This is a genomic window from Caballeronia sp. LZ065, assembly GCF_031450975.1.
In the GTDB taxonomy this organism is placed as follows: domain Bacteria; phylum Pseudomonadota; class Gammaproteobacteria; order Burkholderiales; family Burkholderiaceae; genus Caballeronia.
In genome coordinates this window covers 977410-1001664 of record NZ_JARUXV010000001.1, presented here as the reverse complement: position 1 = coordinate 1001664, position 24255 = coordinate 977410, and the positions used below count along the sequence as shown (strand labels likewise).

Annotated in this window: 21 protein-coding genes; 11 read left to right on the top strand and 10 right to left on the bottom strand. The window is 65.1% G+C overall.

Annotation, left to right across the window (positions count from 1 at the left end):
• Positions 1–109: 109 nt before the first annotated feature.
• The 4 genes from QCE63_RS04655 to apbC form a co-directional block, all read right to left on the bottom strand.
• A complete protein-coding gene (locus QCE63_RS04655; RefSeq protein ID WP_309830993.1) occupies positions 110–2395 on the bottom strand; it encodes an arginine/lysine/ornithine decarboxylase in 2286 nt (761 codons plus the stop codon).
• A gap of 105 nt (positions 2396–2500) precedes the next feature.
• Complete coding sequence (gene dcd / locus QCE63_RS04650) at positions 2501–3070, bottom strand: dCTP deaminase (protein ID WP_309830991.1); 570 nt, start codon at positions 3068–3070, stop codon at positions 2501–2503.
• 174 nt (positions 3071–3244) lie between these two features.
• Positions 3245–3778 (bottom strand): superoxide dismutase family protein, encoded by a 534-nt coding sequence (locus QCE63_RS04645; protein ID WP_309830989.1) that lies wholly within the window; start codon positions 3776–3778, stop codon positions 3245–3247.
• 117 nt (positions 3779–3895) lie between these two features.
• Complete coding sequence (gene apbC, locus QCE63_RS04640; RefSeq protein ID WP_309830987.1) at positions 3896–4984, bottom strand: iron-sulfur cluster carrier protein ApbC; 1089 nt, start codon at positions 4982–4984, stop codon at positions 3896–3898.
• Positions 4985–5247: 263 nt separating this feature from the next.
• Between apbC and QCE63_RS04635 the strand changes: the two genes are divergently transcribed.
• Positions 5248–5904: an OmpA family protein gene (locus tag QCE63_RS04635; RefSeq protein ID WP_309830986.1), complete on the top strand. Its 657-nt coding sequence runs from the start codon at positions 5248–5250 to the stop codon at positions 5902–5904.
• Between the two features lie 237 nt (positions 5905–6141).
• Here QCE63_RS04635 and QCE63_RS04630 read toward each other — a convergent pair whose 3' ends face one another.
• Together QCE63_RS04630 and QCE63_RS04625 are read right to left on the bottom strand one after the other, a co-directional pair.
• Positions 6142–6561 carry a type II toxin-antitoxin system HicB family antitoxin gene (locus QCE63_RS04630; RefSeq protein WP_309830984.1) on the bottom strand — a complete coding sequence of 140 codons (420 nt, stop codon included), beginning with the start codon at positions 6559–6561 and terminating at the stop codon, positions 6142–6144.
• 36 nt (positions 6562–6597) lie between these two features.
• On the bottom strand, positions 6598–6777 hold the full coding sequence (locus tag QCE63_RS04625; RefSeq protein WP_309830982.1) for a type II toxin-antitoxin system HicA family toxin: 180 nt from the start codon (positions 6775–6777) through the stop codon (positions 6598–6600).
• Positions 6778–6987: 210 nt separating this feature from the next.
• Here QCE63_RS04625 and metG point away from each other — a divergent pair, with 210 nt between their 5' ends.
• Positions 6988–9141 carry a methionine--tRNA ligase gene (gene metG, locus QCE63_RS04620; protein ID WP_309830979.1) on the top strand — a complete coding sequence of 718 codons (2154 nt, stop codon included), beginning with the start codon at positions 6988–6990 and terminating at the stop codon, positions 9139–9141.
• Between the two features lie 120 nt (positions 9142–9261).
• Here the strand turns inward: metG and QCE63_RS04615 are convergent, their stop codons facing one another.
• Both QCE63_RS04615 and QCE63_RS04610 read right to left on the bottom strand, forming a co-directional pair.
• On the bottom strand, positions 9262–13413 hold the full coding sequence (locus QCE63_RS04615) for a translocation/assembly module TamB domain-containing protein (protein WP_309830977.1): 4152 nt from the start codon (positions 13411–13413) through the stop codon (positions 9262–9264).
• Positions 13414–13450: 37 nt separating this feature from the next.
• Positions 13451–15265 (bottom strand): autotransporter assembly complex family protein, encoded by a 1815-nt coding sequence (locus QCE63_RS04610; RefSeq protein ID WP_309830976.1) that lies wholly within the window; start codon positions 15263–15265, stop codon positions 13451–13453.
• Positions 15266–15645: 380 nt separating this feature from the next.
• Here QCE63_RS04610 and QCE63_RS04605 point away from each other — a divergent pair, with 380 nt between their 5' ends.
• The 6 genes from QCE63_RS04605 (at position 15646) to QCE63_RS04580 (ending at position 19824) form a co-directional block, all read left to right on the top strand.
• On the top strand, positions 15646–15834 hold the full coding sequence (locus tag QCE63_RS04605; protein ID WP_309833683.1) for a DUF3460 family protein: 189 nt from the start codon (positions 15646–15648) through the stop codon (positions 15832–15834).
• 74 nt (positions 15835–15908) lie between these two features.
• A complete protein-coding gene (locus QCE63_RS04600) occupies positions 15909–16736 on the top strand; it encodes a ScpA family protein (RefSeq protein ID WP_309833682.1) in 828 nt (275 codons plus the stop codon).
• 69 nt (positions 16737–16805) lie between these two features.
• A complete protein-coding gene (panC, locus tag QCE63_RS04595) occupies positions 16806–17639 on the top strand; it encodes a pantoate--beta-alanine ligase (RefSeq protein ID WP_309830974.1) in 834 nt (277 codons plus the stop codon).
• 38 nt (positions 17640–17677) lie between these two features.
• Positions 17678–18064: an aspartate 1-decarboxylase gene (gene panD / locus QCE63_RS04590; RefSeq protein ID WP_309830972.1), complete on the top strand. Its 387-nt coding sequence runs from the start codon at positions 17678–17680 to the stop codon at positions 18062–18064.
• A gap of 144 nt (positions 18065–18208) precedes the next feature.
• The gene (locus tag QCE63_RS04585; RefSeq protein WP_309830970.1) at positions 18209–18472 is read left to right on the top strand and encodes a helix-turn-helix domain-containing protein; all 264 of its coding nucleotides are present in this window, start codon (positions 18209–18211) and stop codon (positions 18470–18472) included.
• A 2-nt stretch (positions 18473–18474) separates the two neighbouring features.
• Complete coding sequence (locus QCE63_RS04580) at positions 18475–19824, top strand: type II toxin-antitoxin system HipA family toxin (RefSeq protein WP_309830968.1); 1350 nt, start codon at positions 18475–18477, stop codon at positions 19822–19824.
• Positions 19825–19932: 108 nt separating this feature from the next.
• On the opposite strand, the gene QCE63_RS04575 is transcribed toward QCE63_RS04580, so the two are convergent.
• Positions 19933–20559: a ParA family protein gene (locus tag QCE63_RS04575; RefSeq protein WP_309830967.1), complete on the bottom strand. Its 627-nt coding sequence runs from the start codon at positions 20557–20559 to the stop codon at positions 19933–19935.
• A 221-nt stretch (positions 20560–20780) separates the two neighbouring features.
• Here QCE63_RS04575 and QCE63_RS04570 point away from each other — a divergent pair, with 221 nt between their 5' ends.
• Positions 20781–21200: a PaaI family thioesterase gene (locus QCE63_RS04570; RefSeq protein WP_309830965.1), complete on the top strand. Its 420-nt coding sequence runs from the start codon at positions 20781–20783 to the stop codon at positions 21198–21200.
• Here the strand turns inward: QCE63_RS04570 and QCE63_RS04565 are convergent.
• Entirely contained in the window at positions 21194–22690 is a 1497-nt protein-coding gene (locus tag QCE63_RS04565) for a cobyric acid synthase (protein ID WP_309830962.1), read from the bottom strand. The two genes, QCE63_RS04570 and QCE63_RS04565, sit on opposite strands and share 7 nt — an antisense overlap.
• Before the next feature lie 58 nt (positions 22691–22748).
• Here QCE63_RS04565 and cobU point away from each other — a divergent pair, with 58 nt between their 5' ends.
• Together cobU and cbiB are read left to right on the top strand one after the other, a co-directional pair.
• Complete coding sequence (cobU, locus tag QCE63_RS04560) at positions 22749–23297, top strand: bifunctional adenosylcobinamide kinase/adenosylcobinamide-phosphate guanylyltransferase (protein WP_309830960.1); 549 nt, start codon at positions 22749–22751, stop codon at positions 23295–23297.
• A 16-nt stretch (positions 23298–23313) separates the two neighbouring features.
• Entirely contained in the window at positions 23314–24255 is a 942-nt protein-coding gene (cbiB, locus tag QCE63_RS04555; protein WP_309830958.1) for an adenosylcobinamide-phosphate synthase CbiB, read from the top strand.

Genomic DNA, 24255 nt, shown 5'->3' with positions numbered 1-24255 from the left:
CAGGGAGACATTGCGCTGCGACAATCATGAAAAAAGCGCTCGCGCAGGCTGTTGAATCCTGCGCGGGCGCCCGATGCTCAACGCGCGCGATGAAACCGCTCGCGACGGCTCAGCCGCGCACGCAGTCGACGAAATATTCGACCCGGCCGTTGATCATCTCGCCGACCAGCCCGTGAATGTCCGTGTGGAAACCGGGGAAGCGCTCGTTGAACTCGCGCGCGAAGCGCAGGTAATCGACGATGGTGCGGTTGAAGCGCTCGCCCGGGATCAAGAGCGGAATGCCCGGCGGATACGGCGTCAGCAGGATGGACGTCACGCGCCCTTCGAGTTCGTCGATGGGCACCCGGTCGATCTCGCGGTGCGCGAGCTTGGCGAACGCTTCGGACGGCTTCATCGCCGGCTCCATGCTCGACAGGTACATCTCGGTGGTGAGGCGCGCGATGTTGTTCGCGCGGTACACGCTGTGAATCTGCTCGCACAGATCACGCAGGCCGATGCGCTCGTACGACGGATGCTGTGCGACGAACTCCGGCAGCACGCGCCACAGCGGCTGGTTGTTGTCGTAGTCGTCCTTGAACTGCTGGAGTTCGGTGACCATCGAGTTCCAGCGGCCCTTGGTGATGCCGATCGTGAACATGATGAAGAACGAATACAGCCCGGTCTTCTCCACGATGATGCCGTGCTCGGCCAGATACTTCGTGACGATCGCGGCCGGAATGCCGGTGTCGCCGAACTCGCCGTCCACGTCGAGCCCCGGCGTGATGATCGTCGCCTTGATGGGGTCGAGCATGTTGAAGTTCTCGGCAAGCGCGCCGAAGCCATGCCAGCGGTCATTCGGCTTCAGCATCCACTCTTCGCGGTCGCCGATGCCCTCTTCCGTCAGCGCGTCCGGGCCCCAGACGGTGAAGAACCAGTCGTCGCCGTACTCGGCGTCGACCTTGCGCATCGCGCGGCGGAAGTCGATCGCCTCCGCAATCGATTCCTCCACCAGCGCCGTGCCGCCGGGCGCCTCCATCATCGCGGCGGCCACGTCGCAGGACGCGATGATCGCGTATTGCGGCGACGTGGACGTGTGCATCAGATAGGCCTCGTTGAAGCGATGGCGGTCGAACGTGCTGCTCTCGCTGTCCTGCACGAGGATCTGCGACGCCTGCGAGATGCCGGCGAGCAGCTTGTGCGTGGAGTGTGTCGCGAACACAAGCGCGCCCGTGCGCGGACGGCCCGCGCCGATGGCATGCATGTCCTGGTAGAACGAGTGGAACTCGGCGTGCGGCAGCCAGGCTTCGTCGAAATGGAGGGTGTCCAGCATGTCGCCGAGCAGGTCCTTGATCATCTCGACGTTGTAGATCACGCCGTCATAGGTGCTCTGCGTGATCGTCAGGATGCGCGGCTTGACCTTCGGGTTCTTCGCCAGCGCCTCGCGCGCGAACGGATTCGCCTCGATCTTCTTGCGGATGTTTTCCGGCTTGAACTCGTCGCGCGGAATCGGCCCGATGATGCCGAAGTGATTGCGCGTCGGCGTGAGGAACACCGGAATCGCGCCGGTCATCGTGATGGCGTGCAGGATCGACTTGTGGCAGTTGCGGTCCACCAGCACGATGTCGCCCGGCGCCACCGTCGCATGCCAGACGATCTTGTTCGACGTGGACGTGCCGTTGGTCACGAAGAACAGATGATCCGCGCCGAAGATGCGCGCCGCATTGCGCTCCGACGCCGCGACCGGGCCGGTGTGATCGAGCAGCTGGCCGAGTTCCTCCACCGCGTTGCAGACGTCCGCGCGCAGCATGTTCTCGCCGAAGAACTGATGGAACATCTGCCCCAGCGGATTCTTCAGGAACGCGACGCCGCCCGAGTGCCCGGGACAGTGCCACGAGTACGAGCCTTCGTCCGCGTACTGCACCAGTTCCTTGAAGAACGGCGGCGCCAGCGCGTCGAGATACACCTTCGCCTCGCGGATCACATGACGCGCGACGAACTCCGGCGTGTCCTCGAACATGTGGATGAAGCCGTGCAGTTCGCGCAGGATGTCGTTCGGCAGATGGCGCGAGGTGCGCGTCTCGCCGTACAGGAAGATGGGGATGTCGGCGTTGCGGCGGCGCACCGCCTCGATGAACGCCCGCAGCGCGACGATCGCCGAGGCCAGCTCGGGCGTGTCGCCTTCCACGACGACGTTGTCGGCGTAAGGCAGCAGTTCGTCGTCGTCGATGGACAGGATGAAGCACGACGCGCGGCTCGACTGCTGCGCGAACGCGGCCAGGTCGCCGTAGCTCGTCAGGCCGAGAACTTCGGCGCCTTCCTTCTCGATCGCCTCGGCGAGCGCCCGGATGCCGGAACCCGAGATGTTCTCGGAGCGAAAGTCTTCGTCAATGATGACGACGGGAAAGCGAAACTTCATGAGGCGATTCTCCAAATGGAACGACCGCTGTCCAGGAAGCAATCCCGAAGCCAGCGGTCTTCGACCAAACGTCTGCCGTGTGCGTCTCGAAACGCGCGGCGATGATCAGGTTTTCGGCAGCGTCACGCCGTGCTGCCCTTGATATTTCCCGCCGCGATCCGCGTACGAGATCTCGCACATTTCATCGCTCTCGAAGAATAGGACCTGCGCGACACCTTCGTTGGCGTAGATTTTGGCAGGCAAAGGTGTCGTATTCGAGAATTCGAGCGTCACATAGCCTTCCCATTCCGGCTCGAACGGCGTCACGTTCACGATGATGCCGCAGCGCGCGTAGGTCGACTTGCCGAGGCACACGGTCAGGCACGAGCGCGGAATGCGGAAATACTCCACCGTGCGGGCCAGCGCGAACGAATTCGGCGGGATGATGCAGACGTCGCCCTTGAAGTCCACGAACGATTTTTCGTCGAAGGCCTTCGGGTCGACGATGGTCGAATTGATGTTGGTGAAGATCTTGAATTCGTCGGCGACGCGGATGTCATAACCGTAGCTCGACGTGCCGTAGCTCACGATCTTGCGGCCGTCCTCGGTGACCCGCACCTGATCGGGCACGAACGGCTCGATCATCTTGTGCTGCTCGGCCATGCGGCGAATCCACTTGTCGGACTTGATGCTCATAGGGGACGCTACTCAACGGTGAACGGCTCCGGTCTCGCGACCGCCGCCTGCTGTCAAACGAAGCCTGGCTCGCGGCGGCATTGCTTGCCGCACCCGCCAGACGAAAGCGCGTATTTTACGCGATCGGGCCGCGGCGCCCGACATGCCGCGCCGGGCGTGGCGCGAGGCACGCCCCTAGCGGCGAATCACGCCGCAGGCGAGCGCCGGTCCCACGTTGTGCGGCGCGCTCGCATACGGGTCCATGGCCTCGCGGTGCAGCATGATGGCGCGGGAAATGACCGAGCGCACGCCGTCGAGCGAGACGTCCGTCGCCACGATGAAACCGGTCGCCGCGCCGTTCGCGTCCGCGTGGATGTTGCCGAGCTCGCCCTCGAGGCGGCTCGACGTGCGCCTGCGCTCCGAGGGCAGCGCGAACACCGGGCTCGTGTCCTGGTCGTTGACGGCGATGCAGTCGCCGCGCTCATGCACGGTCAGCGCGTGGTCGCTGTCGGGCGGCATGTCGGTGAGGCTGTAGGAGACTTGCACGCCGTCGGCGCGCTCGATCAACGTGATGGTGCCGCGCGCGGCATTGCCGGGCGTCGGCTGGAGCACCGCGTCCGCGCGTTTTTCGTGGTTCTGGAAGATGAGGCCGCAGCCGCTCAGCAGGACGCTGCACACGGCCGTCGCGATCAAGGCGTGGAGCGCCTTCCCGTCGAATCTGATTCTCATGCGATCCTCTCGGCGGCCCGCTGACGCCCTGTGCATCCACGCGGCCGCGCATCGAAGGCGACATGATACCGCGAGCCGCACCGCACAAGGCTCGCGGTGCTCCGCGCAGTGATCCGTTCAGGTGTTCTGCACCACGATGCTCGGGAACTTCGAGCTCATGTCGCGCTGGCGGTCGGCCACCGCAATCGCGACGCGCCGGGCAATCGCGCGATAGGTTTCAGCGATGCGGCTCTCGGGCTGCGACACGACGGTCGGCTGGCCGGCGTCGGTGCGTTCGCGGATGGCGATGTCGAGCGGCAGCTGGCCCAGGATCTCGACGCCGTATTCCTTCGCCATGCGCTCGCCGCCGCCCGCGCCGAAGATGTGCTCTTCGTGGCCGCAGTTCGAGCAGATATGCGTGCTCATATTCTCGACGATGCCCAGAATCGGAATGCCGACTTTCTCGAACATCTTCAAGCCCTTCTTGGCGTCCAGCAGCGCGATGTCCTGTGGCGTCGTGACAATCACCGCGCCCGTCACCGGCACCTTCTGCGCCAGCGTGAGCTGGATGTCGCCGGTTCCGGGCGGCATGTCGATGACCAGATAATCCAGGTCCTGCCAGTTGGTCTGCCGCAGCAGTTGTTCGAGCGCCGAGGTGACCATCGGGCCGCGCCAGACCATCGGGTTGTCCTGCTCGATCAGAAAGCCGATGGAATTCGCCTGGATGCCGTGGCCGATCAACGGGTTCATCGTCTGGTTATCCGGCGACTCCGGACGGCCCGTGATGCCGAGCATCATGGGCAGCGAGGGGCCGTAGATGTCGGCGTCCAGCATGCCCACCGATGCGCCTTCGGCCGCCAGCGCCAGCGCGAGGTTCGCGGCCGTCGTGCTCTTGCCGACGCCGCCCTTGCCCGATGCCACCGCAATGATGTTCTTGACGCCAGGCAGCAGCTTGACGCCGCGCTGCACGGTATGCGCCACCACCTGCGACGAAACGTCCACTTTTACGTCGGACACGCCGGCAATCTGCCGCAGCGCGTCCGCCACCTGTTCGCGGATGGTCTCGAACTGCGACTTCGCCGGATAGCCGAGCACCACGCTCACCGCGACCGTCGAGCCTTCGACGGACACGCTGCGAAAACTCTTCGTATCGACGAACTTGCGGTGGGTGTTTAGATCGGTCAGTGTGGCGAGTGCGGTGTCGATCTTCACGCGATCAATGCTCATTGGGGCTCCATGGAACGCTTGTTGCTCACCGCTTTCGGGCATTGCAACAATCTGACGAAATTGAAAGTATTTGTTATGGGCCGTTGCGCGCGGCTCGCGTGCGCTGCACTATCCCGCTGCAATTGTTTCCGGGGACGCATCGCACAGGGCGCTCAGACCAGTTTCTCGTTATTGTAGAGGCTCGTCCGGAGGCCCGTCCGAAGACCCTCCCGCACTGTCGGCGCGCTGTCGCCGAATGCTTGTCGATTCAAAGGAGATCAGAGATGAATACGAAGTTCTTGACGCGCCTGTCCGTGCTCGCCATCGCGGGCTCCATTCTTGCCGGCTGCCAGACGCAGCAGGGCACCAACACGGCGGTCGGCACTGGCGCGGGCGCCGCGACCGGCGCGGCGATCGGCGCGATCTTCGGCGGCGGCAAGGGCGCGGCGATCGGCGCGGGCGCCGGCGCGGCGGCGGGCGGCATCGTCGGCTACAACTGGCAGGCCATCCGCAACAAGATTTCCGGCGACTCGAAGGGCACGGGCACGCAGGTGACCGAGCAGCAGGACGGATCGCTGAAGGTGAACATTCCGAACTCGATCTCGTTCGATACGAACAGCTACGCCATCAAGCCTTCGTTCGACCCGGTGCTGAACTCGGTCACGCAGACGCTCCAGCAGCATCCGGAGCTCGTCGCGAACGTCATCGGCCATACGGACAATACCGGCCAGCCGGCCTACAACCAGACGCTGTCGCAGAATCGCGCGCAGAGCGTCGCTTCGTACATCGCGACGCACGGCGTGGCGGCGCAACGCCTGGCTTCGCAGGGCATGGGCCAGAACCAGCCGATCGCCGACAACGCGACGGAAGCCGGCCGCGCCCAGAATCGCCGCGTGGAGATTTATCTGCGCGCGACGGCACAGCCGGGACAGGTACAGTAAAGCGATTGATTTGAAAGGAGAATTCGTCGCGCGAAACGTGTGGCGGGGAGCGGTCCGGCACGAAGACGCAAGCGCCTGAAAAAAATTTGAAACTTGGGCGCGCGGCGCGTGTCTGTCTTTACGGTAGGTGGATGGCCACGCCATCACCTGCCATTCTCCTCTTGTCGTTGTTGCTCCGGGGCCCAATTGGACCCCGGTTTTTTTTGGGCGTACGGTTTGTGAACGTGCCGGACCGATTCACGCCACCGAGATTTTGAGACGCTTGCCGAGCGACAGAAACGCCGCTTCGATGGTCTCCAGCTTCGACGAATGACGCGGGTTCAGCAGGCGGTCCACTTGCGGCATGTGGACGTTGAGCCGACGCGCGAGTTCGGCCTTGCGGACGCCCTGGTGGATCATCTCGTTCTGCAGCAGCACTTTCGAGACGACGAGCGCCGGCAGGGACACAACCGGCTGGCCCTTTCTGGCTTTCGACGGCATGGGCACTTCGCGTTTCTCGTCGAAGTAGATTTCAATTGCGCTCTCCAGCGCATCGACTGCGTTGATGAGCGCCTCGTCCTGATCATCACCGACGGACAGCGCTTCCGGAATGTCGGGGAACGTGACCATGTAGGTGTTGTTCGAATCAAGTTCCAGGTCCACTGGATACGACAGCATGACGGTGGATTCTCCAAAGTACATTCGCGCCCTCGCTTATTTCAATCCAAGTTGCTTCTTTATTCGACTGACCACGTTCGTCCCGATTTCCTTACTTCCATGGTCGGGGAAGATGGTTTCCTTGCCTTTGAGTGCTACCCGGAAGTGGCTTCCCTTTGCGGGAGTGAACACCACGCCTTGCCGGCGCAGCCACCTACGGAACTCACTGTATTTCATACGCCCTCCGCGAGTGATGGAGGCGTAAAAATACAACACGAATGTTATCCTCTGCTAAGCGAAAAACGCAACTTTTTTGATGTATTTTGTCGATGCCATAAGGCATCGATTCAAGGCTTGCGAGGCATGAGGCGTCTGCCCCTCATCCCCTGCTAGAATCGATCTTTCGCCGATTTGATAATCCTTGCACTTCCTCCAGGCCGCGCCTCCATGTCAGCACCGATTCCCGCCACCGCCGCCGCGCCCGCCGCTTCAACTTCTGCCAGCGGCCGCCGCCAGGTCCTCGTCACGTCCGCGCTGCCCTACGCGAACGGTCAGATCCACATCGGCCATATGGTCGAGTACATTCAGACGGACATCTGGGTTCGCACGCTGCGCATGCATGGCCACGAGGTCTATTACGTCGGCGCCGACGACACTCACGGCACGCCCATCATGCTGCGCGCCGAGAAGGAAGGCATCACGCCGAAACAGCTGATCGAGCGCGTGTGGAAGGAACACAAGCGCGACTTCGACAGCTTCGGCATCTCCTTCGACAACTACTACTCCACCGACGCCGAGGAAAACCGCGCGCTCTGCAATTCGATCTACGCCGCGCTGCAACAGGCTGGCCTGATCGAGGCACGCGACATCGAGCAGGCCTACGACCCGGTCAAGGAAATGTTCCTGCCGGACCGCTTCATCAAGGGCCAATGCCCGAAGTGCGGCGCCAAGGACCAGTACGGCGACAATTGCGAAGTCTGCGGTTCGACCTACCAGCCCACCGAACTCATCAATCCGTATTCAGTGGTCTCGGGCGCCACGCCGATCCGCAAGACCTCGACGCATTATTTCTTCCGCCTGTCCGACCCGCGCTGCGAATCGTTCCTGCGCGGCTGGGTCAGCGGGCTCGCGCAGCCGGAAGCGACCAACAAGATGCGCGAATGGCTCGGCGACAAGGGCGAGGCCAAGCTCGCCGACTGGGATATCTCGCGCGACTCGCCCTACTTCGGCTTCGAGATTCCGGGCGCGCCGGGCAAGTACTTCTATGTGTGGGTGGACGCGCCGGTCGGCTATTACGCGAGCTTCAAGAATCTCGCGGACCGCATCGGCCTCGCGTTCGACGACTGGATCAAGCCCGGCTCCACGACCGAGCAATATCACTTCATCGGCAAGGACATCCTGTATTTCCACACGCTGTTCTGGCCGGCCATGCTCGAATTCTCCGGCCATCGCACGCCCACGAACGTGTTCGCGCACGGCTTCCTGACCGTCGACGGCGCGAAGATGTCGAAGTCGCGCGGCACCTTCATCACCGCGCAGAGCGTGATCGACACGGGCATCAATCCCGAGTGGCTGCGCTACTACTTCGCGGCGAAGCTGAACAGCACGATGGAAGACATCGACCTGAACCTGGAGGATTTCCAGGCGCGCGTGAACAGCGATCTGGTCGGCAAGTACGTGAACATCGCGAGCCGGGCGGCCGGTTTCCTGATCAAGCGCTTCGAAGGCCGCGTGCAGGACAGCGCGATGAACCATCCGCTGCTCGGGCAGTTGCGCGCGGCGATTCCGCAGATCGCCGGGTTCTACGAAGCCCGCGAGTACGGACGCGCGCTGCGCACGACCATGGAACTGGCGGACACCGTCAACGCCTATGTCGATACCGCGAAGCCGTGGGATCAGGCGAAGGACCCCGCGAACAGCGTCGCGCTGCATGAAACCTGCAGCGTGAGTCTCGAAGCGTTCCGCCTGCTGTCGCTGGCGCTGAAGCCGGTGTTGCCGAAGCTCATCGAGGCGGTGGAAGCGTTCCTCGGCATCGCGCCGCTGGTGTGGACGGACGCGGCGCGGCCGCTGTCGTCGGCGAGTCCGATCAACGCGTACAAGCATCTGACCACGCGCGTCGATCCGAAGCAGATCGAGGCCCTGCTCGCGGCCAACCGCGAATCGCTGCAGCCGGGCGCGGAAGCGGCCACGGCAGCGGCGGCGCCGGCATCGACTGCCAAGAAGGACGCCAAGCCGAAGCAGGACCAGACGGATGAAAGCGGCGTGATCTCCATCGACGACTTCGCGAAGATCGACCTGCGCATCGCGAAGATCGTCGACTGCAAGGCGGTGGAAGGCTCCGACAAGCTGCTGCAACTCACGCTGGACGTCGGCGAGGAGAAGACGCGCAACGTGTTTTCCGGCATCAAGTCGGCGTATCAGCCGCAGGATCTGATCGGCAAGCTCACGGTCATGGTCGCCAATCTTGCCCCGCGCAAGATGAAGTTCGGTCTGTCCGAAGGGATGGTGCTGGCGGCATCGGCGGCGAACGAGAAGGCGGAGCCGGGCCTCTACATCCTGGAGCCGCACAGCGGCGCGAAGCCCGGCATGCGCGTGAAGTAAGCGCGCCGTAGGGCACCGCTTAAAAGCCGAAGGGCACGCGATTCGCGTGCCCTTTTTTTGTCCACGCGCTCGATTCGCGTGCCCTTCTTGTTTTACCCGTGCGCTCGTGCCTGAAGCGAATCAGTCCGCGTCGCCCGGCGGCGAAGCGTCGGCCGACGACGCCCCGGAAGCCGCCGCGGCCGAATCTGCGGCAGACGCAGTCGCCCGCGACGACGCCCCCGACCACAGCCGCGCCCACGAACTGAACCTGCGCGTATAGGACAGATCGACGCCCTGATACGTGCCGCCGTACACCGTCACGGCCCAGAAGCGCGACAGGTTGAGCGTCGCCTTGACCGCGTTGGCCGCTGACTGCAACCCTTGTTCGTAGCCGATCACGAGGCGCTCGTTGATCGCCTTCGAGAGCAGCACGACTTGCGGATCGGTCAGGCCCACTTCGCTCGACCCCACCGTGAATTCGTCCAGCCCGACCGTCTGCGCGATCTTCGCGCCGCCCTTGCTGCCGAGCAGCGCGAGCGCGCTCGTCATTGCGCTCTGCTGGCCGACGTTGTTGCCCTGATCCGTGCCATGCCCGAACAGCAGCCACGACAGCTTCTCGTTATCGGGCACGCTCGGCTCGGAAATCAATCGTGCGACCGGCGCCTGTACGGTGCCGGTCACCTGCACGCCCGCCTCGACTTCCTGATTGCGCCGCATCGCCAGGATGTTGATGCCCGGATTCGCCACCGGCCCGTTGAAGGTGAAAAACCCGTTCTCGATGTTCAGCTTGCGCCCGAACGCGGTGTACGACGAACCGGGCGTCGTCACGCGCACGTTGCCGACCGCGCGCAGGGGCATGTTCGGCGCGCTCGTCGCCGTGATCGAACCGGCCAGCCCGAGATCCGCGCCCGCGCCCTTGAAGCGGAAACGCTGCCCGAGGTTGATCTCGATGTTCGCGCGCGGCGTGAACGGCCCCACCGGCTTGCCGGTCGCGGCGGTGAGCTGCTGGTTGTCGCCCTTGATGGTGCCGTCGGGGCGTTCGATCACCACGTCGTCGCCGAGCTTCGGCGCGGACGACTCCGGCAAATCGATGAGCGCGTGATCCACCGTGAATTTGCCGTCGATCGCCATGCCGCCCTCCAGCCCCGCGTTGGCGATCTTCGCCTCGCCCGACAGCGTGAGTTCGCGGTCCGGCGACGCGAACAGCTCCAGCTTGTCCGCGATGATGCTCGCCGTCAGATCGGGCTGCTGCTGGTCGAGCCGCACCTTGCCGGTCGCGCGCAGCGTGCCGCTCGCGCCATGAAACTCGACGCGCTGGAAGTCCACCAGATTCTCCGCCAGCGCAATCCGGATGATGCCGTCCTTCAGCTGCACGCCCTGATCGACGACCGTCGCGGAGAGGTTGTCGCCCGTCAGCGAGCCCGACAGCGTCGGCTTCGCCACGATGCCCGCGATCACCAGCTTCAGCGCCATCCTGCCGCCGAGCAGATAGTTCGCGCCGAGCAGGCCGCCGGTCGTGCGCAGTTCGGGAATATTGGCGTCGACGGCGCCGGTGAGCGGCGCGTTGTCATCGACGGTGAGCATGCCATCGCGGTTCACGAGCGGCGTGTGCACGTTCGCGTCGATCACGCCGATCCGGCTCGCCTGCGCATGCAGCGACGCGTTGAGCCGGTTGCCGCCGGAGAAGTCCGCGCGCGCCGTGATGTCCGAGATGCCGAGCGCGGCCACGCCGCGCGTGCCGTCGATGGTCACGTCGCCGGCGCGGCGCTTGATCTGCACGTGGCCCGTCGCCGTCGTGCCGAGCGAGAAGTCCCAGTCGCCGTCGAAGACGAGGTCGGTGCGGATCGGCGGCTCCGCGCCCGTCAGTTCCTGACGCACGTCGAGCAAATGCGGCACCGAGAGATTCGTCAGCGTGCCCGCCGACTGGATGCGGCCATGCTCCATCGCGAAGGACTTGAGGCTCAGCACCGCGCCTTCGGCAACCAGCCGCGTTGCGCCGAGCACGAGCCGCTGCGGCCCGTAGCTCACGGTCAGCGGCGCTTCGAGATTGACCGAGGGCGTGCCCTTGTTCGACAGCTTCGTGATCGTGCCATCCCAGTGCGGGCCATCCGGTGCGTCGGTGAACTTGCCGTTCGCGCCGAGCGCCAGATTGACCGGCTGGCCGCGCACCTTGCCGGTCGCGGTCACGTCGAGCGTGTGATGCGCGCGCGTGCCGTTCAGGCTGGCGTCGAGATTCGCGACTTCGATGCCGTCCGTGCTCGCGTCGCGCGCCTTCAGCGTGAAGACGAGCGCGCCGTTCGCGCCGTCGCGGATATCGGCGCGGCCTTCAGCGTGGCCCAGCCGGTTGGCGCCGAACACGAGGCCATCGGCCTGATAGTTGGCCGCGACGTTCGGATGCGCAATCGAGCCGGTCAGGTCGCCGTCCGCCTTGACCGTGCCGGCGATGCCGAAGCCGAGCCGTTCGAGCGCGGGCGCATCGACACGGAAGCGCAGCCGGTCGCCGGGTGCGCCGAAGCTGCCGTTCAGATCGACATCGTTGCCCGCCACCGACAGCGACGCCTTGCTCGGCAACAGACGCGTGCCCGCGACCTGCACGGTGCCCTCGCCGGTCAGCGGCAGGTTGTCGTACATGCTGTCGTTGAGCTTGAACGTCGCTTTTGCCGTGAGCGCCGGCGCGAGCGTGCCGGCGGCGACGAGCGTGCCGTTCACGCGCGCCTCGACCGGACGCACGGCCGCCGCGGGCTTCTTCGCCGCGCCTTTCTTCACCGGCGCGGGCTTCTGCGCGATCAGTTGCTGTTGCAGCAGCAGCGGATTGAAATCGACGAACTTCGCCTTGAGGTCATAGCTGGACTTCGCGTCCTTCTTCAGCACGCCGTTCGCCTCGACGCGGCCACGGCCCACCGTCAGCTTTACTTCGTCGAGCGTGGTCTGCTGCGGATCGAGCCTGACCTTGGCCTGCGCGCGGATCGTCGCTTTCGGATCGTTGAGGTCGGCGCTGATGCTTTGCTTGTCGCCGTCCAGCACGATGCCGATGGGCCCGGCGAAATCGGTGGGACGCAACGTCGGCTCGATCGCGTTGAGATCGAGCTTGGCCACCTTCAGGTCGAACTTGCCCTTGCCGCCCGCCAGCGACCCGCCGCCGGTCACGGTCGCGTTCTTCAACAGCCGCACATCGAGGTTCGTGATGGTCTGCGCGGAGGCGTCGAGCCGCACGTCGGCGTGGGCGTCGATGAGCGGCAGCAGCTTCTTGTCGATGGAACCCGGCTTCGCGTTGACGATCGACACCGGGCCGCTCACGACGAAGCCCTTCGCATCCGCGCCTTCCACCGGTTTCACTTCCGCGCGCACGGCCAGGTCCGCCTCCGGCGCCGCCGGGCTGAAGGCCTGCGGATTCACGTGATCGAAAGTGATGAGCGCTGACTTGAGCGGCACGTCGGCGAACGGCAGCGCTTCGACATGCGCGCGGCCGTTCAGCTTCATGCCGCTGGCATCGACGTCGGCGATCAGGTCTTCGAGCGAGCCCGACAGCCGCGCGCTGACGGTCACCGCCTCGTTGGCGAGCTTGCCGGAATAGCCGGCGTCGCCCGACAGCGGGAAGGGCCGCGCGCCGCCGTCGAGCTTGAGCGACGCCGTCACCGCGCCAAACGGCGTATCGAGCCGCTGCACCGTCGCCTGGTGATGCTGGCCGTCGGTGCGGCCGCTGATGAGCAAGCGCGAGAACTCGGTGGTCGTCGCGCCCTGGTGCAGGCGCAGCTTGTCCAGCGACACATCGTTGATGACGAGCTGGATCGGGCTGCGCAGGTCCTTCGGCAACTCGGTCTTCTTGCTGGGCTCGTTGGACGGCGCAATGCGCGCATCGACCGTCCCCACGTGCAGATAGTCGATCGTGAAACGCAACGGCTCGCGCGTGAGCGCCCAGCGGCCCGAGACGCTGTCCACCGCGATGTCCGTTCCCTTGCCGTCTTTCCAGTGGACGTCGCGCAGGCGCAGGCCGGTGGCGATCGCGCCGCCGTCGAGCGTGCCGGTCAGTTGCCCCTTGAGCAGCGACGTGGCCGCGTTCCAGGCATAGCGCGTGCCGCGCTCGGTGTTCAGCACATACAAGACCGTGCCGACCGCCAGTCCGACGATCAGCAGCACGACCAGCACCAGCACGCCGAGCCAGCGCGCGAGCCGGCGCGCGGCGCTGCGGCGCGGCGGGGGAGACGGCGGCGGCGGCGGAGTTGAAGCGCCCGCGCCGGCGTCATTGCCGGGCGGCGGGGCTTCAGCGTCGCTGTGCTGGGTCGGCTCGGTCATGCGGGTTCACTGTTCCGTATCAAGGTTCTTGTGCGCGTCAGAAGGCGATGCCGAGCGTCAGGTACGGCTTGATGCTCTTGTTCTTCAAGCCATACGCCAGATCGACATTGACCGGCCCGACCGGACTGCGCCAGCGCACGCCGACGCCCACGCCCGGCTCGAACACGCGCTCGCTCCAGGTATCGGTGGCCGCGCCAATATCGAAAAACATCGCGCCGCCCCAGTCATGCGTGAACCAGTGCTGATATTCACTGCTGCCCGTGACCATGTACTTGGTGGGCAGGATCGAACCGGCCACGTTGTTGCCGATACTCAGATAGCTATAGCCGCGCACCGAGTTCGCGCCGCCCGCCCGGAACAGCAGCGACGCCGGCACGCCGCTCGACGGCCCGCTCGTGAAGACCCCGCCGAACTCCGCGCGGAACACCAGCAGGTCGTTCTTGCCCAGCGGCACGAACTGGAGCGCGTTGGTATAGAGCCGCGCGAAGGTCTGGTCGGTCATCGCGCCCTTCACCGCGAAGCCCGCTTCCGCGCGAATGATGTTGCCGCGGCGGGGAAACAGCGGATCGTCGACGTTGCGCCGCACCCAGCTCCACGCCGGCACAAGCGCACGCGCCGTCGACGGATTGGGCTCGTTCTGCGTCAGGCGGTCGTCGTAGAAGGTGAGCGAGAAAGTCGTGTCGATGTTCTGTCGCGAGCGCGAGCGCTGCACGCCGACCCGGCCGCTGTAGATGTTGGTGCTGGAGACATCGGTGATGGTGTAAGAACCGAACACGGCGTTGACCCAGCCATGTCCGTCGGGCGGCATCGCGAGCTGCACGCGTCCGTACTGCTGCGTCTGGTCCAGGCGTCCGGAGATGGTGAACGGATACGCGGCGTTGAAGGTGTTCAGGTAGCTGTAGGCGCCCTGGATGTGGAAGCCGGTGTCGGTCGCGTAGCCGACGCCATAGCGAATGCTGTTGTACGGATACTCGGACACCTTCAGGTGCAGCGGCGTGTCCTGCGGCTTGCTCACGTCATTGTCCACGTCGATGGCCACGCTCGCGTAATACGGCGTGTTCTGCACCTGGCGCTGAAGTTCGTTGATGCGCGCGACGTCGTAGACTTCGCCGGGCTGGATCGGATTCACGTGATCGACGATCCACGCCGGATAACGCCGCGTGCCGCTGACGTCGAGCTTGCCGAGCGTGAAAGTCGGGCCGCTGTCGAAGGTGACGGAGAGATCGGCGAGATGCGCGCGCGGATTGATGCGCGCCTGCGACCGCACGATCTTCGCGCCGAGATAGCGTTTCGATTGCAGCGCGCGCAGCGCGGCGTTCTTCGCGTCGTTCCAGCCGTCCTGCGTGAACGGATCGCCTTCGTTGACCGAAAACGCAAAGCGCGCCGCGTTCTCCTGCGCGCGGTCCTCGGTAGTCACCGCGCCGGTGAAGTTGAGCTGCACCGAAGCCACCCGCGTGCGCGGCCCGGGATCGACGCTGATCTTGACGGTGCGCTTGCCGTCCTCGCTCGCGACGTCGGTGCGCACGACCGGCGAGAAATAGCCTTCCGTCGCGACGAGATCGCGCACGTCCTTCGGCGCCGCCGTGATGAGGAACTGGATCTGGTCGTCGCTGACGTCGTCGCGTTTGGCGAAGCGGGACAGGTCGAGATTGTCCTTGAGCAGCTTCTTGATGCTACGCGGCGCGTCGATATCGACGTCGTATTTCGCGAAGGCCGGTGTCGCAAAACCAAACACGCCAAACACGCCCAGCACGCCGCACGCGAGGAACGCGGCGAGCACGGAGGGAAAGCGCCTCGGACACAGCGGCTTGACGCGCAGCGCGCGCAGCGGATCAAACGAACGCCCCGCCAAACGTGACCTCCGGCATCGGGATGACTGGATTTGAAAGGATGGCAACCGAGCGTGCAGCCGCCGCGTCGCCAGGCTCGCGCGGCGCGGCGGCAGGTTCAGGCGGCGCAGGCGCTATTTCACCACACTGGCGCAGGCCGGCGGCGCATTGCAGTCCGCGAAACGGTACGGACGAGCGCATGCGGTCCTGCAAGCGCGCCGGTTGGACGGCACACGGCGCGCGGGGTTCCGCGAATCGCGCACGGACGTGCATGTTGCAGCGAGCGGCGTCGGCGGCCCGGGCTTGCGGTAAAATTGCGGCGCGCGGGCAGGAGCGGACCTCAAAGCCGCTTCGAACCAGCCCCACAGCACCGCGCATCGACTCAACGGACAACGGAAGCCGGATCATGTACCAGTCGGACATCACCCAGTTCATCAATCAGCTGAAAGAGCAGAAGCCCACGCTGGAAGCCGAGCAACGCCGCGGCCGCGCGCTGCTGTGGGACAAGCAGCCTATCGACCTCGACGAGCGCGGCGAGCAGCAGCAAGCGCGCGTGCAGCAGACGCCCTACGTCTACTACCAGAACTTCTGAACGTGAGCGCAGCCGGCCACGAGCCGCCTTCGGCGCCCGGAGCGCGGCGTGAAGGCGCACGGGAAGACCGGGCAGTGGCGCTCGCCGCCCCCGCGACCGACTCGACGCCCGACACCATCGACGGCGTCGCGATCGCGCATCTGTACGGCGAACCGCTGTGGAAGCTGCCCACGGATCTCTACATCCCGCCCGATGCGCTCGAAATTTTCCTCGAAGCCTTCGAAGGCCCGCTGGACCTGCTGCTCTACCTGATCCGCAAGCAGAATTTCAACGTGCTCGACATCCCGATGACGGATGTCACGGCGCAATACCTCGGCTATGTCGAGCAGATCCGCGAATCGAATCTGGAGCTCGCGTCTGAGTATCTGCTGATGGCCGCGATGCTGATCGAGATCAAGTCGCGCATGCTGCTGCCGGTCAAGAAGGCCGACACCGGCGAGGAAGCCGAGGATCCGCGCGCCGAACTCGTGCGGCGCCTGCTCGAATACGAGCAGATGAAACTCGCGGCGCAGCGGATCGACCAGTTGCCGCAGCTCGGGCGCGACTTCCTGCGCGCCGACATTCATATCGAACAGGCGGCGGAGCAGCGCTTCCCGGACGTCGACATGAACGACCTGCGCGCCGCGTGGGCCGACGTCATCAAGCGCGCGAAGCTCGTCCAGCATCACAAGATCTCGCGCGAGGAGCTGTCCGTGCGCGAGCACATGAGCGTGATCCTGCGACGCCTGCAAACCGCGCGCTTCATGGAGTTCACCGAACTCTTCGACACCTCGCGCGGCGTGCCGGTGGTCGTGGTGAACTTCATCGCGATGCTGGAGCTGTCGCGCGAAGCCTTGATCGAGATCACGCAGGCCGAGCCGTATGCGCCGATCTACGTCAGACTCGCGTACGCTCCCGCCTGACACCGCTCACCCCTTGGCTTGTTCAGACGCCGCCGCATCCAGGCCGCGCCGACAGGAGACACCCGCTCGATGAAAGTCATCAGCTCCATTCATGAACTGCGCGACCAGTTGCGCGGCCAGAACCGCACCGCGTTCGTGCCGACGATGGGCAACCTCCACGAAGGCCATCTCTCGCTGATGCGGCTCGCGCGCCAGCACGGCGACCCGGTCGTGGCCAGCATCTTCGTGAACCGCCTGCAGTTCGGCCCGAACGAAGACTTCGACAAATATCCGCGCACGCTGCAGGACGACATCGAAAAGCTGCAGCGGGAAAACGTCTACGTGCTGTTCGCGCCGACCGAGAAGGACATGTATCCGCAGCCGCAGGAGTATCGCGTGCATCCGCCGCACAATCTCGGCGATATTCTCGAGGGCGAATTCCGCCCTGGCTTCTTCACCGGCGTGTGCACGGTGGTGATGAAGCTGATGTCGTGCGTGCAGCCGCGCGTCGCGGTGTTCGGCAAGAAGGACTATCAGCAGCTGATGATCGTGCGCGCCATGTGCAACCAGTTCGCGCTGCCGACGGAGATTGTCGCGGCCGAGACCGTGCGCGAAGACAACGGGCTGGCGCTCAGTTCGCGCAACCGCTTTCTCTCGGACGCCGAGCGCGCCGAGGCGCCGCAGCTCGTCGCGCAATTGCAGCGCGTGCGCGAGGCGCTGTTGTCGGGCAATCGCGATATCGCCGCGCTCGAACGCGAGGCGATGAACGCGCTCGCCGGACGCGGCTGGAAGCCCGACTATATCAGCGTGCGCAAGCGCGTCGACTTGCTGCCGCCGGGCGAGGCGGATGCCGACGCGCCGCTCGTCGTGGTCGCGGCGGCGAAGCTCGGCGCGACGCGTCTGATCGACAATCTGGAAATCTGAAGCATTTCAAGCATCTGAAGGAAGAGGAAAGAAGCACCATGCAGCGCACCTTGCTCAAATCGAAAATCCACCGCGCGACGGTCACGCATTGCGAGCTTCACTATGAAGGTTCATGCGCGATCGACGAAGACCTGCTCGACGCCGCCAACCTGATGGAGAACGAGCAGATCGACATCTGGAACGTGAACAACGGCGAGCGCCTGACCACGTATGCGATCAAGGGCGAACGCGGCAGCGGCATGATTTCGCTGAACGGCTCGGCCGCGCGGCGCGCGCAACTGGGCGACCTGGTGATCATCGCGGCGTTCGCGCAAGTGGACGACGAAGAGATCAAGGCGGGCTGGAAGCCGGATCTCGTGTTCGTCGACGAGAAGAACCGCATCAAGGGCAGCCGGGATCACGTGCCGGTGCAGAACTGGACGTGAGGGAAGCGCGTCTCCGTGCCATGTCGGCGGGGCGTCACGGTGAAATAGCTGCATAGCAGCTAAACTAATTTTATCCGCAAACCGGCTAAATTGCTTTTATCCGAATATCAGCTAAACTAGATTTAGCCGAATTACGGATAAACCATGACGACCGCCCTCTCCTTCCAGACTCTGGTGACCGAGTCGCAACTTCGTCAGTTGCTCGTGACGTCGCGCAAACGGCTCAAGCTGACCCAGGCTTCCTTGGCGCAACGCGTCGGCCTGAGCCAGAACCGCATCTCGTACCTGGAAAAAAATCCCGGCGAACTGAGTTTCAGGCAATTGCTGAGCTGGTGCTCCGTAATTGGCCTCGAGCTGCGCCTCGGGGAACGTGAAGCAATCGAAGCAAAAGACGTCTCGGAGTGGTAAGCATGGGTCGCCGCTCTCACAGCCAAACCCTCTCCCTCTGGGCCAACGGTGACTTCGTCGGACGCTGGACCGTCAATGCGAATGGCGCATCCGAGCTTCAGTACGATAGCGCCTGGCGCGACTCAGCCCGTGGACGTCCGATATCACTCTCGCTGCCGTTCAACCTGCGCAATGAGCCGCTGAGCGGAGCAAGCGTGTTGCACTACTTCGATGGACTGCTGCCCGACAGCGACACGATCCGCAAGCGTGTGGCGGCGCGGTTCAAGACCGGCTCCATTGATGCATTCGACCTCCTGACGGCGATCGGTCGCGACTGCGTAGGTGCACTGCAATTGCTGCCGGACGGAGCGGTGCCGGAAGGACTGGACCAGATCGAAGGAGTCGTCGTCGACGAAGAGGCCATCGAGCGACACCTTCTCGAGGTCGTCAGTCCCGACCGCTTTGCTGCGGCAAGCGACCCTGATGACGACTTCCGCATTTCATTAGCCGGCGCGCAAGAGAAAGATGCCTTTCTGCGATGGGACGGACAATGGCTGAAACCGCGCGGCACGACACCGACAACGCACATCTTCAAGCTGCCTATCGGCATCGTGGGCGGACGCAAGGCTGACTTCACGACCTCGGTCGACAACGAGTGGCTGTGTCTGCGATTGCTGAAAGAGTATGGGCTGCCCACGGCCGAGGCGAGCATCGAGACCTTTGGTTCGCAGCGGGTGCTCGTGGTAGAACGATTCGACCGGGTTCCATCGCGGAGCGGAAAACAGCTGTTTCGACTTGTCCAGGAGGACTTCTGCCAGGCGACCGGCACATCCGCATTGGTCAAGTACGAGAATGCGGGCGGTCCGGGTCTCCAGACAATGTTCAACCTGTTGCAACAATCGCAGTCTGCGGCAGAAGACATGCACACGCTGATGGCTGCACAGATCATTTTCTGGATGATGCGGGCGCCGGATGGTCACGCGAAGAACTTCAGCATCCAGCTTCTCGCCGGCGGCGCGGGCCGCTTCAAGCTGACACCCCTGTATGACGTGATGTCCGCCTATCCTGTCATTGGCAATGGTCCAAGCCAGTGGGCCGAACAGGAGATCAAGCTGGCCATGGCCCTGCTCGGGAAGAACAAGCACTATCACGTGCATAAAATCGAGCGGCGTCACTTCAACAGCACGGCCAGGAAAGTCGGATATGGTGACAACGCCGAGCCGCTCCTGCAGGAGATCGTGGGCCGCACACCCGAGCTCGTGGAGAAGGTCCGCGCGGAACTTCCTTCCGGATTCTCCGAGCGGGTCGCGGACAAAGTTCTGGGGGGCTTGCTGGCGTCGGCACGCGCGCTGGAACACATGCCCGCGAGCTGATGCGTCGGGCAACCGGGCCGCTTTCACCGCATCGGCCGTTGCTCACCCGGACAAGAGGCTCGGAAAACCTTTGACTGCACCGGCAACCCGCTAATCCGCCTCGCCCCCTCACTTCTTCCCCGCCCATTCCACGATCGGCGCCCACTGCTCCAGATCCTTCTCGACCCGGCTCTTCGCCACGTCCCACACCGTCAAGCCGTGCGCGGCGAGTTGCACGTAGTTCTGCGTGTCGCGCAGGAAGCCGAGCACCGGCAGCTCCAGCCCCTCGACGAAACGATGCAGCTGGTCCGCCGAGCGCGTGCGTGCATCGACCCGCATGCCCACCACGCCAATTTCAATCGCGCCCTTGCGCACCGCCTTTTCCTTCGCCAGCCGCGCGAGGAAGTCCTGGGTAGCGAGGATGTCGAACATCGACGGCTGCAGCGGCACGATCACCTTGTCCGCCAATTCCAGCGCCAGCGCGAGACGGTTGCCGTGCACGCCGGCGGGCGTATCGACGACGGCTTTTTCCAGACCTTTGGGCGGCTTCGCCGGGGAATCGACATCGACGCCCCATTCTTCGATCTTCGGCAAGGTGTCCGCCCGTAGCGAAAGCCACGCGTGCGAGGAGCGCTGCTTGTCGAGATCGGCGAGCGCGACCCATTCGCCCTGCGCTGCAAAATAGCCTGCCAGATTGGTCGCGAGCGTGCTCTTGCCTACGCCGCCCTTCGGATTTGCCACCACGATCACGGTCATGAAAGGTCCCGGAGAAAGTGCGGCGCGCCGCCCGGACGAGGCCGGACGACACGCGTTTTCGTCTTTATTGAATGAAATTCCTGGCGGATGCCTGTTTCGAGCGTTGATATTATCGGCAAAAGCGCGACATCCGGCATGCCGTCCGAACGGCCAGGCCGCGGCCGGCGCCTGTCGTCCCGCTTCCGACCTTCCCGCAACCCTCACCGGAACCCCTCACGCCCATGACTTCGCTTCGCCCCGATGTGACGCTCGACTTCCTGCGCAATCGTCAGAAAGGCTGCCTGCCCGAACTGCTGGGCGTGCAACTCCTGTCCCTCGATCAGGGCCGGCTGAGCGGCGAACTCGCGATCCGGCCGGAACTGCTCGCGCCCAACGGCTTTCTGCACGCGGCGACCGTGGTCGGCCTCGCGGACACGTGCTGCGGCTATGCGTGCATCGCGCATTTGCCCGAGAACGCGCAGAACTTCACCACGCTCGAACTGAAGAGCAATCACGTCTCGACGGCGCGCGAAGGCAAGATCGTCGCGGCCGCCACGGCGGTGCACCTCGGGCGCAGCACGCAGGTGTGGGACGCCACGGTGACGAACGGCGACGGCAAGCTCATCGCGCTGTTCCGTTGCACGCAGATGATTCTTTATTGACGCCGAGGCCGATACGGCGGCCCGAACGCCGCCTGTAGCGCATCCAGGTCGAGCGCTTGCGCGAACGAATCGGCCAGACGATCCAGCGACGCCTCGCGCAGCGCCGGATAGTCGAGCGCCTGCGCGTCCGTCACGCCAGCCCATGCGAGCAGGGCCGCGCAGGCTTCGGGGGTATCGAAAACACCGTGCAGATAGGTCGCGGCGATCTGGCCATCGGCCGACACCGCGCCGTCACAGCGCCCGCCATCGAGCGCGACCAGCGGCCGGGCGAGCGCCGCGCCGTGCGTGCGGCCCATGTGGATCTCGTAGCCGCGCACGGGCGCGTCCGCCGCGCCGACCGTCAAATGCCCGGTCACGTTCTCCAGTTGCTTGTGCGGCGTCAGCACGGTGGCGAGTTCGAGCAAACCGAGCCCGTCCACACAGCCGGGGGCGCCTTCCACGCCGTCCGGATCGTCGATTTCCCGCCCGAGCATCTGCATTCCGCCGCAGACGCCGAGCACCTTGCCGCCGTAGCGCAGATGCCGCTCGATCGCACGGTCCCAACCGTGGTCGCGCAGCCAGGCGAGATCGCGCTGGACGCTCTTCGAGCCCGGCAACACGATGAGGTCGGCCGGCGGTGGCGCGACGCCCGCGCGCACATAGCTGAAATCGACCTGCGGGTGCGCCCGCAGCGCATCGAAGTCCGTGTGATTGCTGATACGCGGCAGCGCCGGCACGATCACCTTCAGCGCCGGCGCACTACCGCGCGCGTGCGGCTGGCTCGGCAGCATGTCTTCGGCGTCGAGCGTGAGGCCGTGCAGATACGGCAGCACGCCGAACACCGGCTTGCCGGTCTGCGCTTCGAGCCAGTCGAGGCCCGGCTGCAGCAAGCCAATATCCCCGCGAAACCGGTTGATGACAAAGCCGCGCACGCGCGCGCGTTCGCTTTCGGAGAGACACGCGAGCGTGCCGACGAGATGCGCGAACACGCCGCCGCGATCGATGTCGGCCACCAGCACGACCGGGCAGTCGACCCGCTCCGCGAAACCCATGTTGGCGATGTCGTTGTCGCGCAGATTGATTTCCGCCGGGCTGCCCGCGCCTTCGACGATTACCGCGTCGAACTCGTTGCACAGGCGGCCGTGGGAAGCGAGCACCGCGTCCAGCGCGATGCGCTTGAAGTCGTGATAGGCGCGCGCATCGAGATTGGCGTGCGCGTGGCCGTGGATGATGACCTGCGCGCCCCGGTCGCTGGTCGGCTTCAGCAGCACCGGATTGAAGTCGATGCGCGCCGGCACGCCCGCCGCGATGGCCTGCAACGCCTGCGCGCGGCCGATCTCGCCGCCGTCCACCGTGACCGCGCTGTTCAGCGCCATGTTCTGCGGCTTGAAGGGCGCGACCCGCACGCCGCCGCGCCGGGCGAGACGGCACAGGCCCGCGACGAGCGTGCTCTTGCCGGCATCGGAGGTGGTGCCCTGGATCATCAGCGTGCCGCGAGGCGTGAAAGACATACGGGCCAAATCCTGTGATGAACGACGCGCTATCTTAGCCCGTCAGTACAATGTCGCGATGACCCCGGATCTCACTTTCATCCTCGGCGGCGCGCGCTCCGGCAAGAGCGCGCACGCCGAACAACTCGCCGACGGCAGCGGACTGCCGGTCACCTATATCGCGACCGCACGCATCGGCGACGCCGAGTTCGAGCAACGCGTGCAGCTGCATCGCGAACGCAGGCCCGCGCACTGGCCGCTGGTCGAAGCGCCGCTCGATCTCGCGGGCGCGCTGCGCGCGGCGGATCGCGCGGATGGCTGCGTGCTGATCGACTGCCTCACGTTGTGGCTCGCCAACCTGCTGTTTTCGTCCGACAACGATGGCGACGACATCGCCGGTTTGCCCGAGCGCGCCCAAGCCGCCCTCGCCGACTTCGACGCCGCATTGGCAGACGCGCGCGGCAAGGTCATCGTCGTCAGCAACGAGATCGGGCTGGGCGTGGTGCCGCTCGGCTCGGTCACGCGGCTCTATGTGGACGAGCTGGGCCGGCTGAATCAGCGCGTCGCCGCCGCCAGCGCGCGCGCCGTGCTGATGGCCGCGGGCCTGCCGCTCGTGCTCAAGGGCTGACGGAGGAATCGCTACGATGCTCCTGCTCTCCGTCTACGCCATGGCCTTGCTCGCGGTGCTTGGCGTGATCGTCGACCGTCTGTTCGGCGAGCCGCGCACTCGGCATCCGCTGGTCGGCTTCGGCCAGCTCGCGACGAAGCTCGAAGCGCGCATGAACACCGGCGTCCGCGCCCGGCCTGCGGGCATGCTCGCGTGGTTCGCGCTGGTGGCGCCGCCGGTCGCCGTGGCGTGGCTGCTGGTCAGCGTGCTGCCGTTCGCCTATGCGAGTCTCGTGCACGTGCTGCTGCTCTGGTTCGCGCTCGGCGCAAAGAGTCTGCGCCAGCACATCGCGCCGATTGCACGGGCGCTGAGTTTCGGCGACCTCGACCGCGCCCGAGCGCTGACGGCGCGCATCGTGTCGCGCGATACCTCGCAGGCCGATGAAAACGCCCTCTCGCGCGCAGCAGTCGAATCGGCGCTGGAAAACGGCAATGATGCAATCTTTGGCGCGCTGTTCTGGTTCGCCGTCGCGGGCGGACCGGGCGCGCTGATGTTCCGGCTCGCCAACACGCTCGACGCGATGTGGGGCTATCGCACGCCGCGCTTCCTGCGCTTCGGCTGGGCGGCCGCGCGCTTCGACGACGTGCTCAACTTCATTCCGGCGCGCCTGACGGCCACGAGCTACGCGCTCGCCGGCGACACGCACATGGCCTGGCACTGCTGGCGCACCCAGGCGCGTTCGTGGGACAGCCCGAATGCCGGCCCGGTGATGGCCGCGGGCGCGGGCAGCCTGAACGTGCTGATCGGCGGCGCGGCGGTGTATCACGGCAAGCTCGAGGCACGGCCCACGCTCGGCGCAGGGCACAACGCGAATCCGAAGGATGTGGTCGCGGCGTTGCGGCTGGTCGAGCGCGCGACCTTGATGTGGCTCGCGGTGCTGCTGGTGCTCGCGGTTGCGAGCGTGACGGCGGGCGGCTGA

Coding starts and splice junctions, on each gene's coding strand:
- QCE63_RS04570 (WP_309830965.1), top strand. CDS start 20,781: ATGACTTCGCTTCGCCCCGATGTGACGCTCGACTTCCTGCGCAATCGT.
- QCE63_RS04580 (WP_309830968.1), top strand. CDS start 18,475: ATGGGTCGCCGCTCTCACAGCCAAACCCTCTCCCTCTGGGCCAACGGT.
- QCE63_RS04585 (WP_309830970.1), top strand. CDS start 18,209: ATGACGACCGCCCTCTCCTTCCAGACTCTGGTGACCGAGTCGCAACTT.
- QCE63_RS04630 (WP_309830984.1), bottom strand. CDS start 6,561: ATGCTGTCGTATCCAGTGGACCTGGAACTTGATTCGAACAACACCTAC.
- dcd (WP_309830991.1), bottom strand. CDS start 3,070: ATGAGCATCAAGTCCGACAAGTGGATTCGCCGCATGGCCGAGCAGCAC.
- panC (WP_309830974.1), top strand. CDS start 16,806: ATGAAAGTCATCAGCTCCATTCATGAACTGCGCGACCAGTTGCGCGGC.
- QCE63_RS04625 (WP_309830982.1), bottom strand. CDS start 6,777: ATGAAATACAGTGAGTTCCGTAGGTGGCTGCGCCGGCAAGGCGTGGTG.
- panD (WP_309830972.1), top strand. CDS start 17,678: ATGCAGCGCACCTTGCTCAAATCGAAAATCCACCGCGCGACGGTCACG.
- cobU (WP_309830960.1), top strand. CDS start 22,749: ATGACCCCGGATCTCACTTTCATCCTCGGCGGCGCGCGCTCCGGCAAG.
- QCE63_RS04655 (WP_309830993.1), bottom strand. CDS start 2,395: ATGAAGTTTCGCTTTCCCGTCGTCATCATTGACGAAGACTTTCGCTCC.
- QCE63_RS04615 (WP_309830977.1), bottom strand. CDS start 13,413: ATGACCGAGCCGACCCAGCACAGCGACGCTGAAGCCCCGCCGCCCGGC.
- QCE63_RS04635 (WP_309830986.1), top strand. CDS start 5,248: ATGAATACGAAGTTCTTGACGCGCCTGTCCGTGCTCGCCATCGCGGGC.
- QCE63_RS04565 (WP_309830962.1), bottom strand. CDS start 22,690: ATGTCTTTCACGCCTCGCGGCACGCTGATGATCCAGGGCACCACCTCC.
- QCE63_RS04645 (WP_309830989.1), bottom strand. CDS start 3,778: ATGAGAATCAGATTCGACGGGAAGGCGCTCCACGCCTTGATCGCGACG.
- QCE63_RS04575 (WP_309830967.1), bottom strand. CDS start 20,559: ATGACCGTGATCGTGGTGGCAAATCCGAAGGGCGGCGTAGGCAAGAGC.
- apbC (WP_309830987.1), bottom strand. CDS start 4,984: ATGAGCATTGATCGCGTGAAGATCGACACCGCACTCGCCACACTGACC.
- cbiB (WP_309830958.1), top strand. CDS start 23,314: ATGCTCCTGCTCTCCGTCTACGCCATGGCCTTGCTCGCGGTGCTTGGC.
- metG (WP_309830979.1), top strand. CDS start 6,988: ATGTCAGCACCGATTCCCGCCACCGCCGCCGCGCCCGCCGCTTCAACT.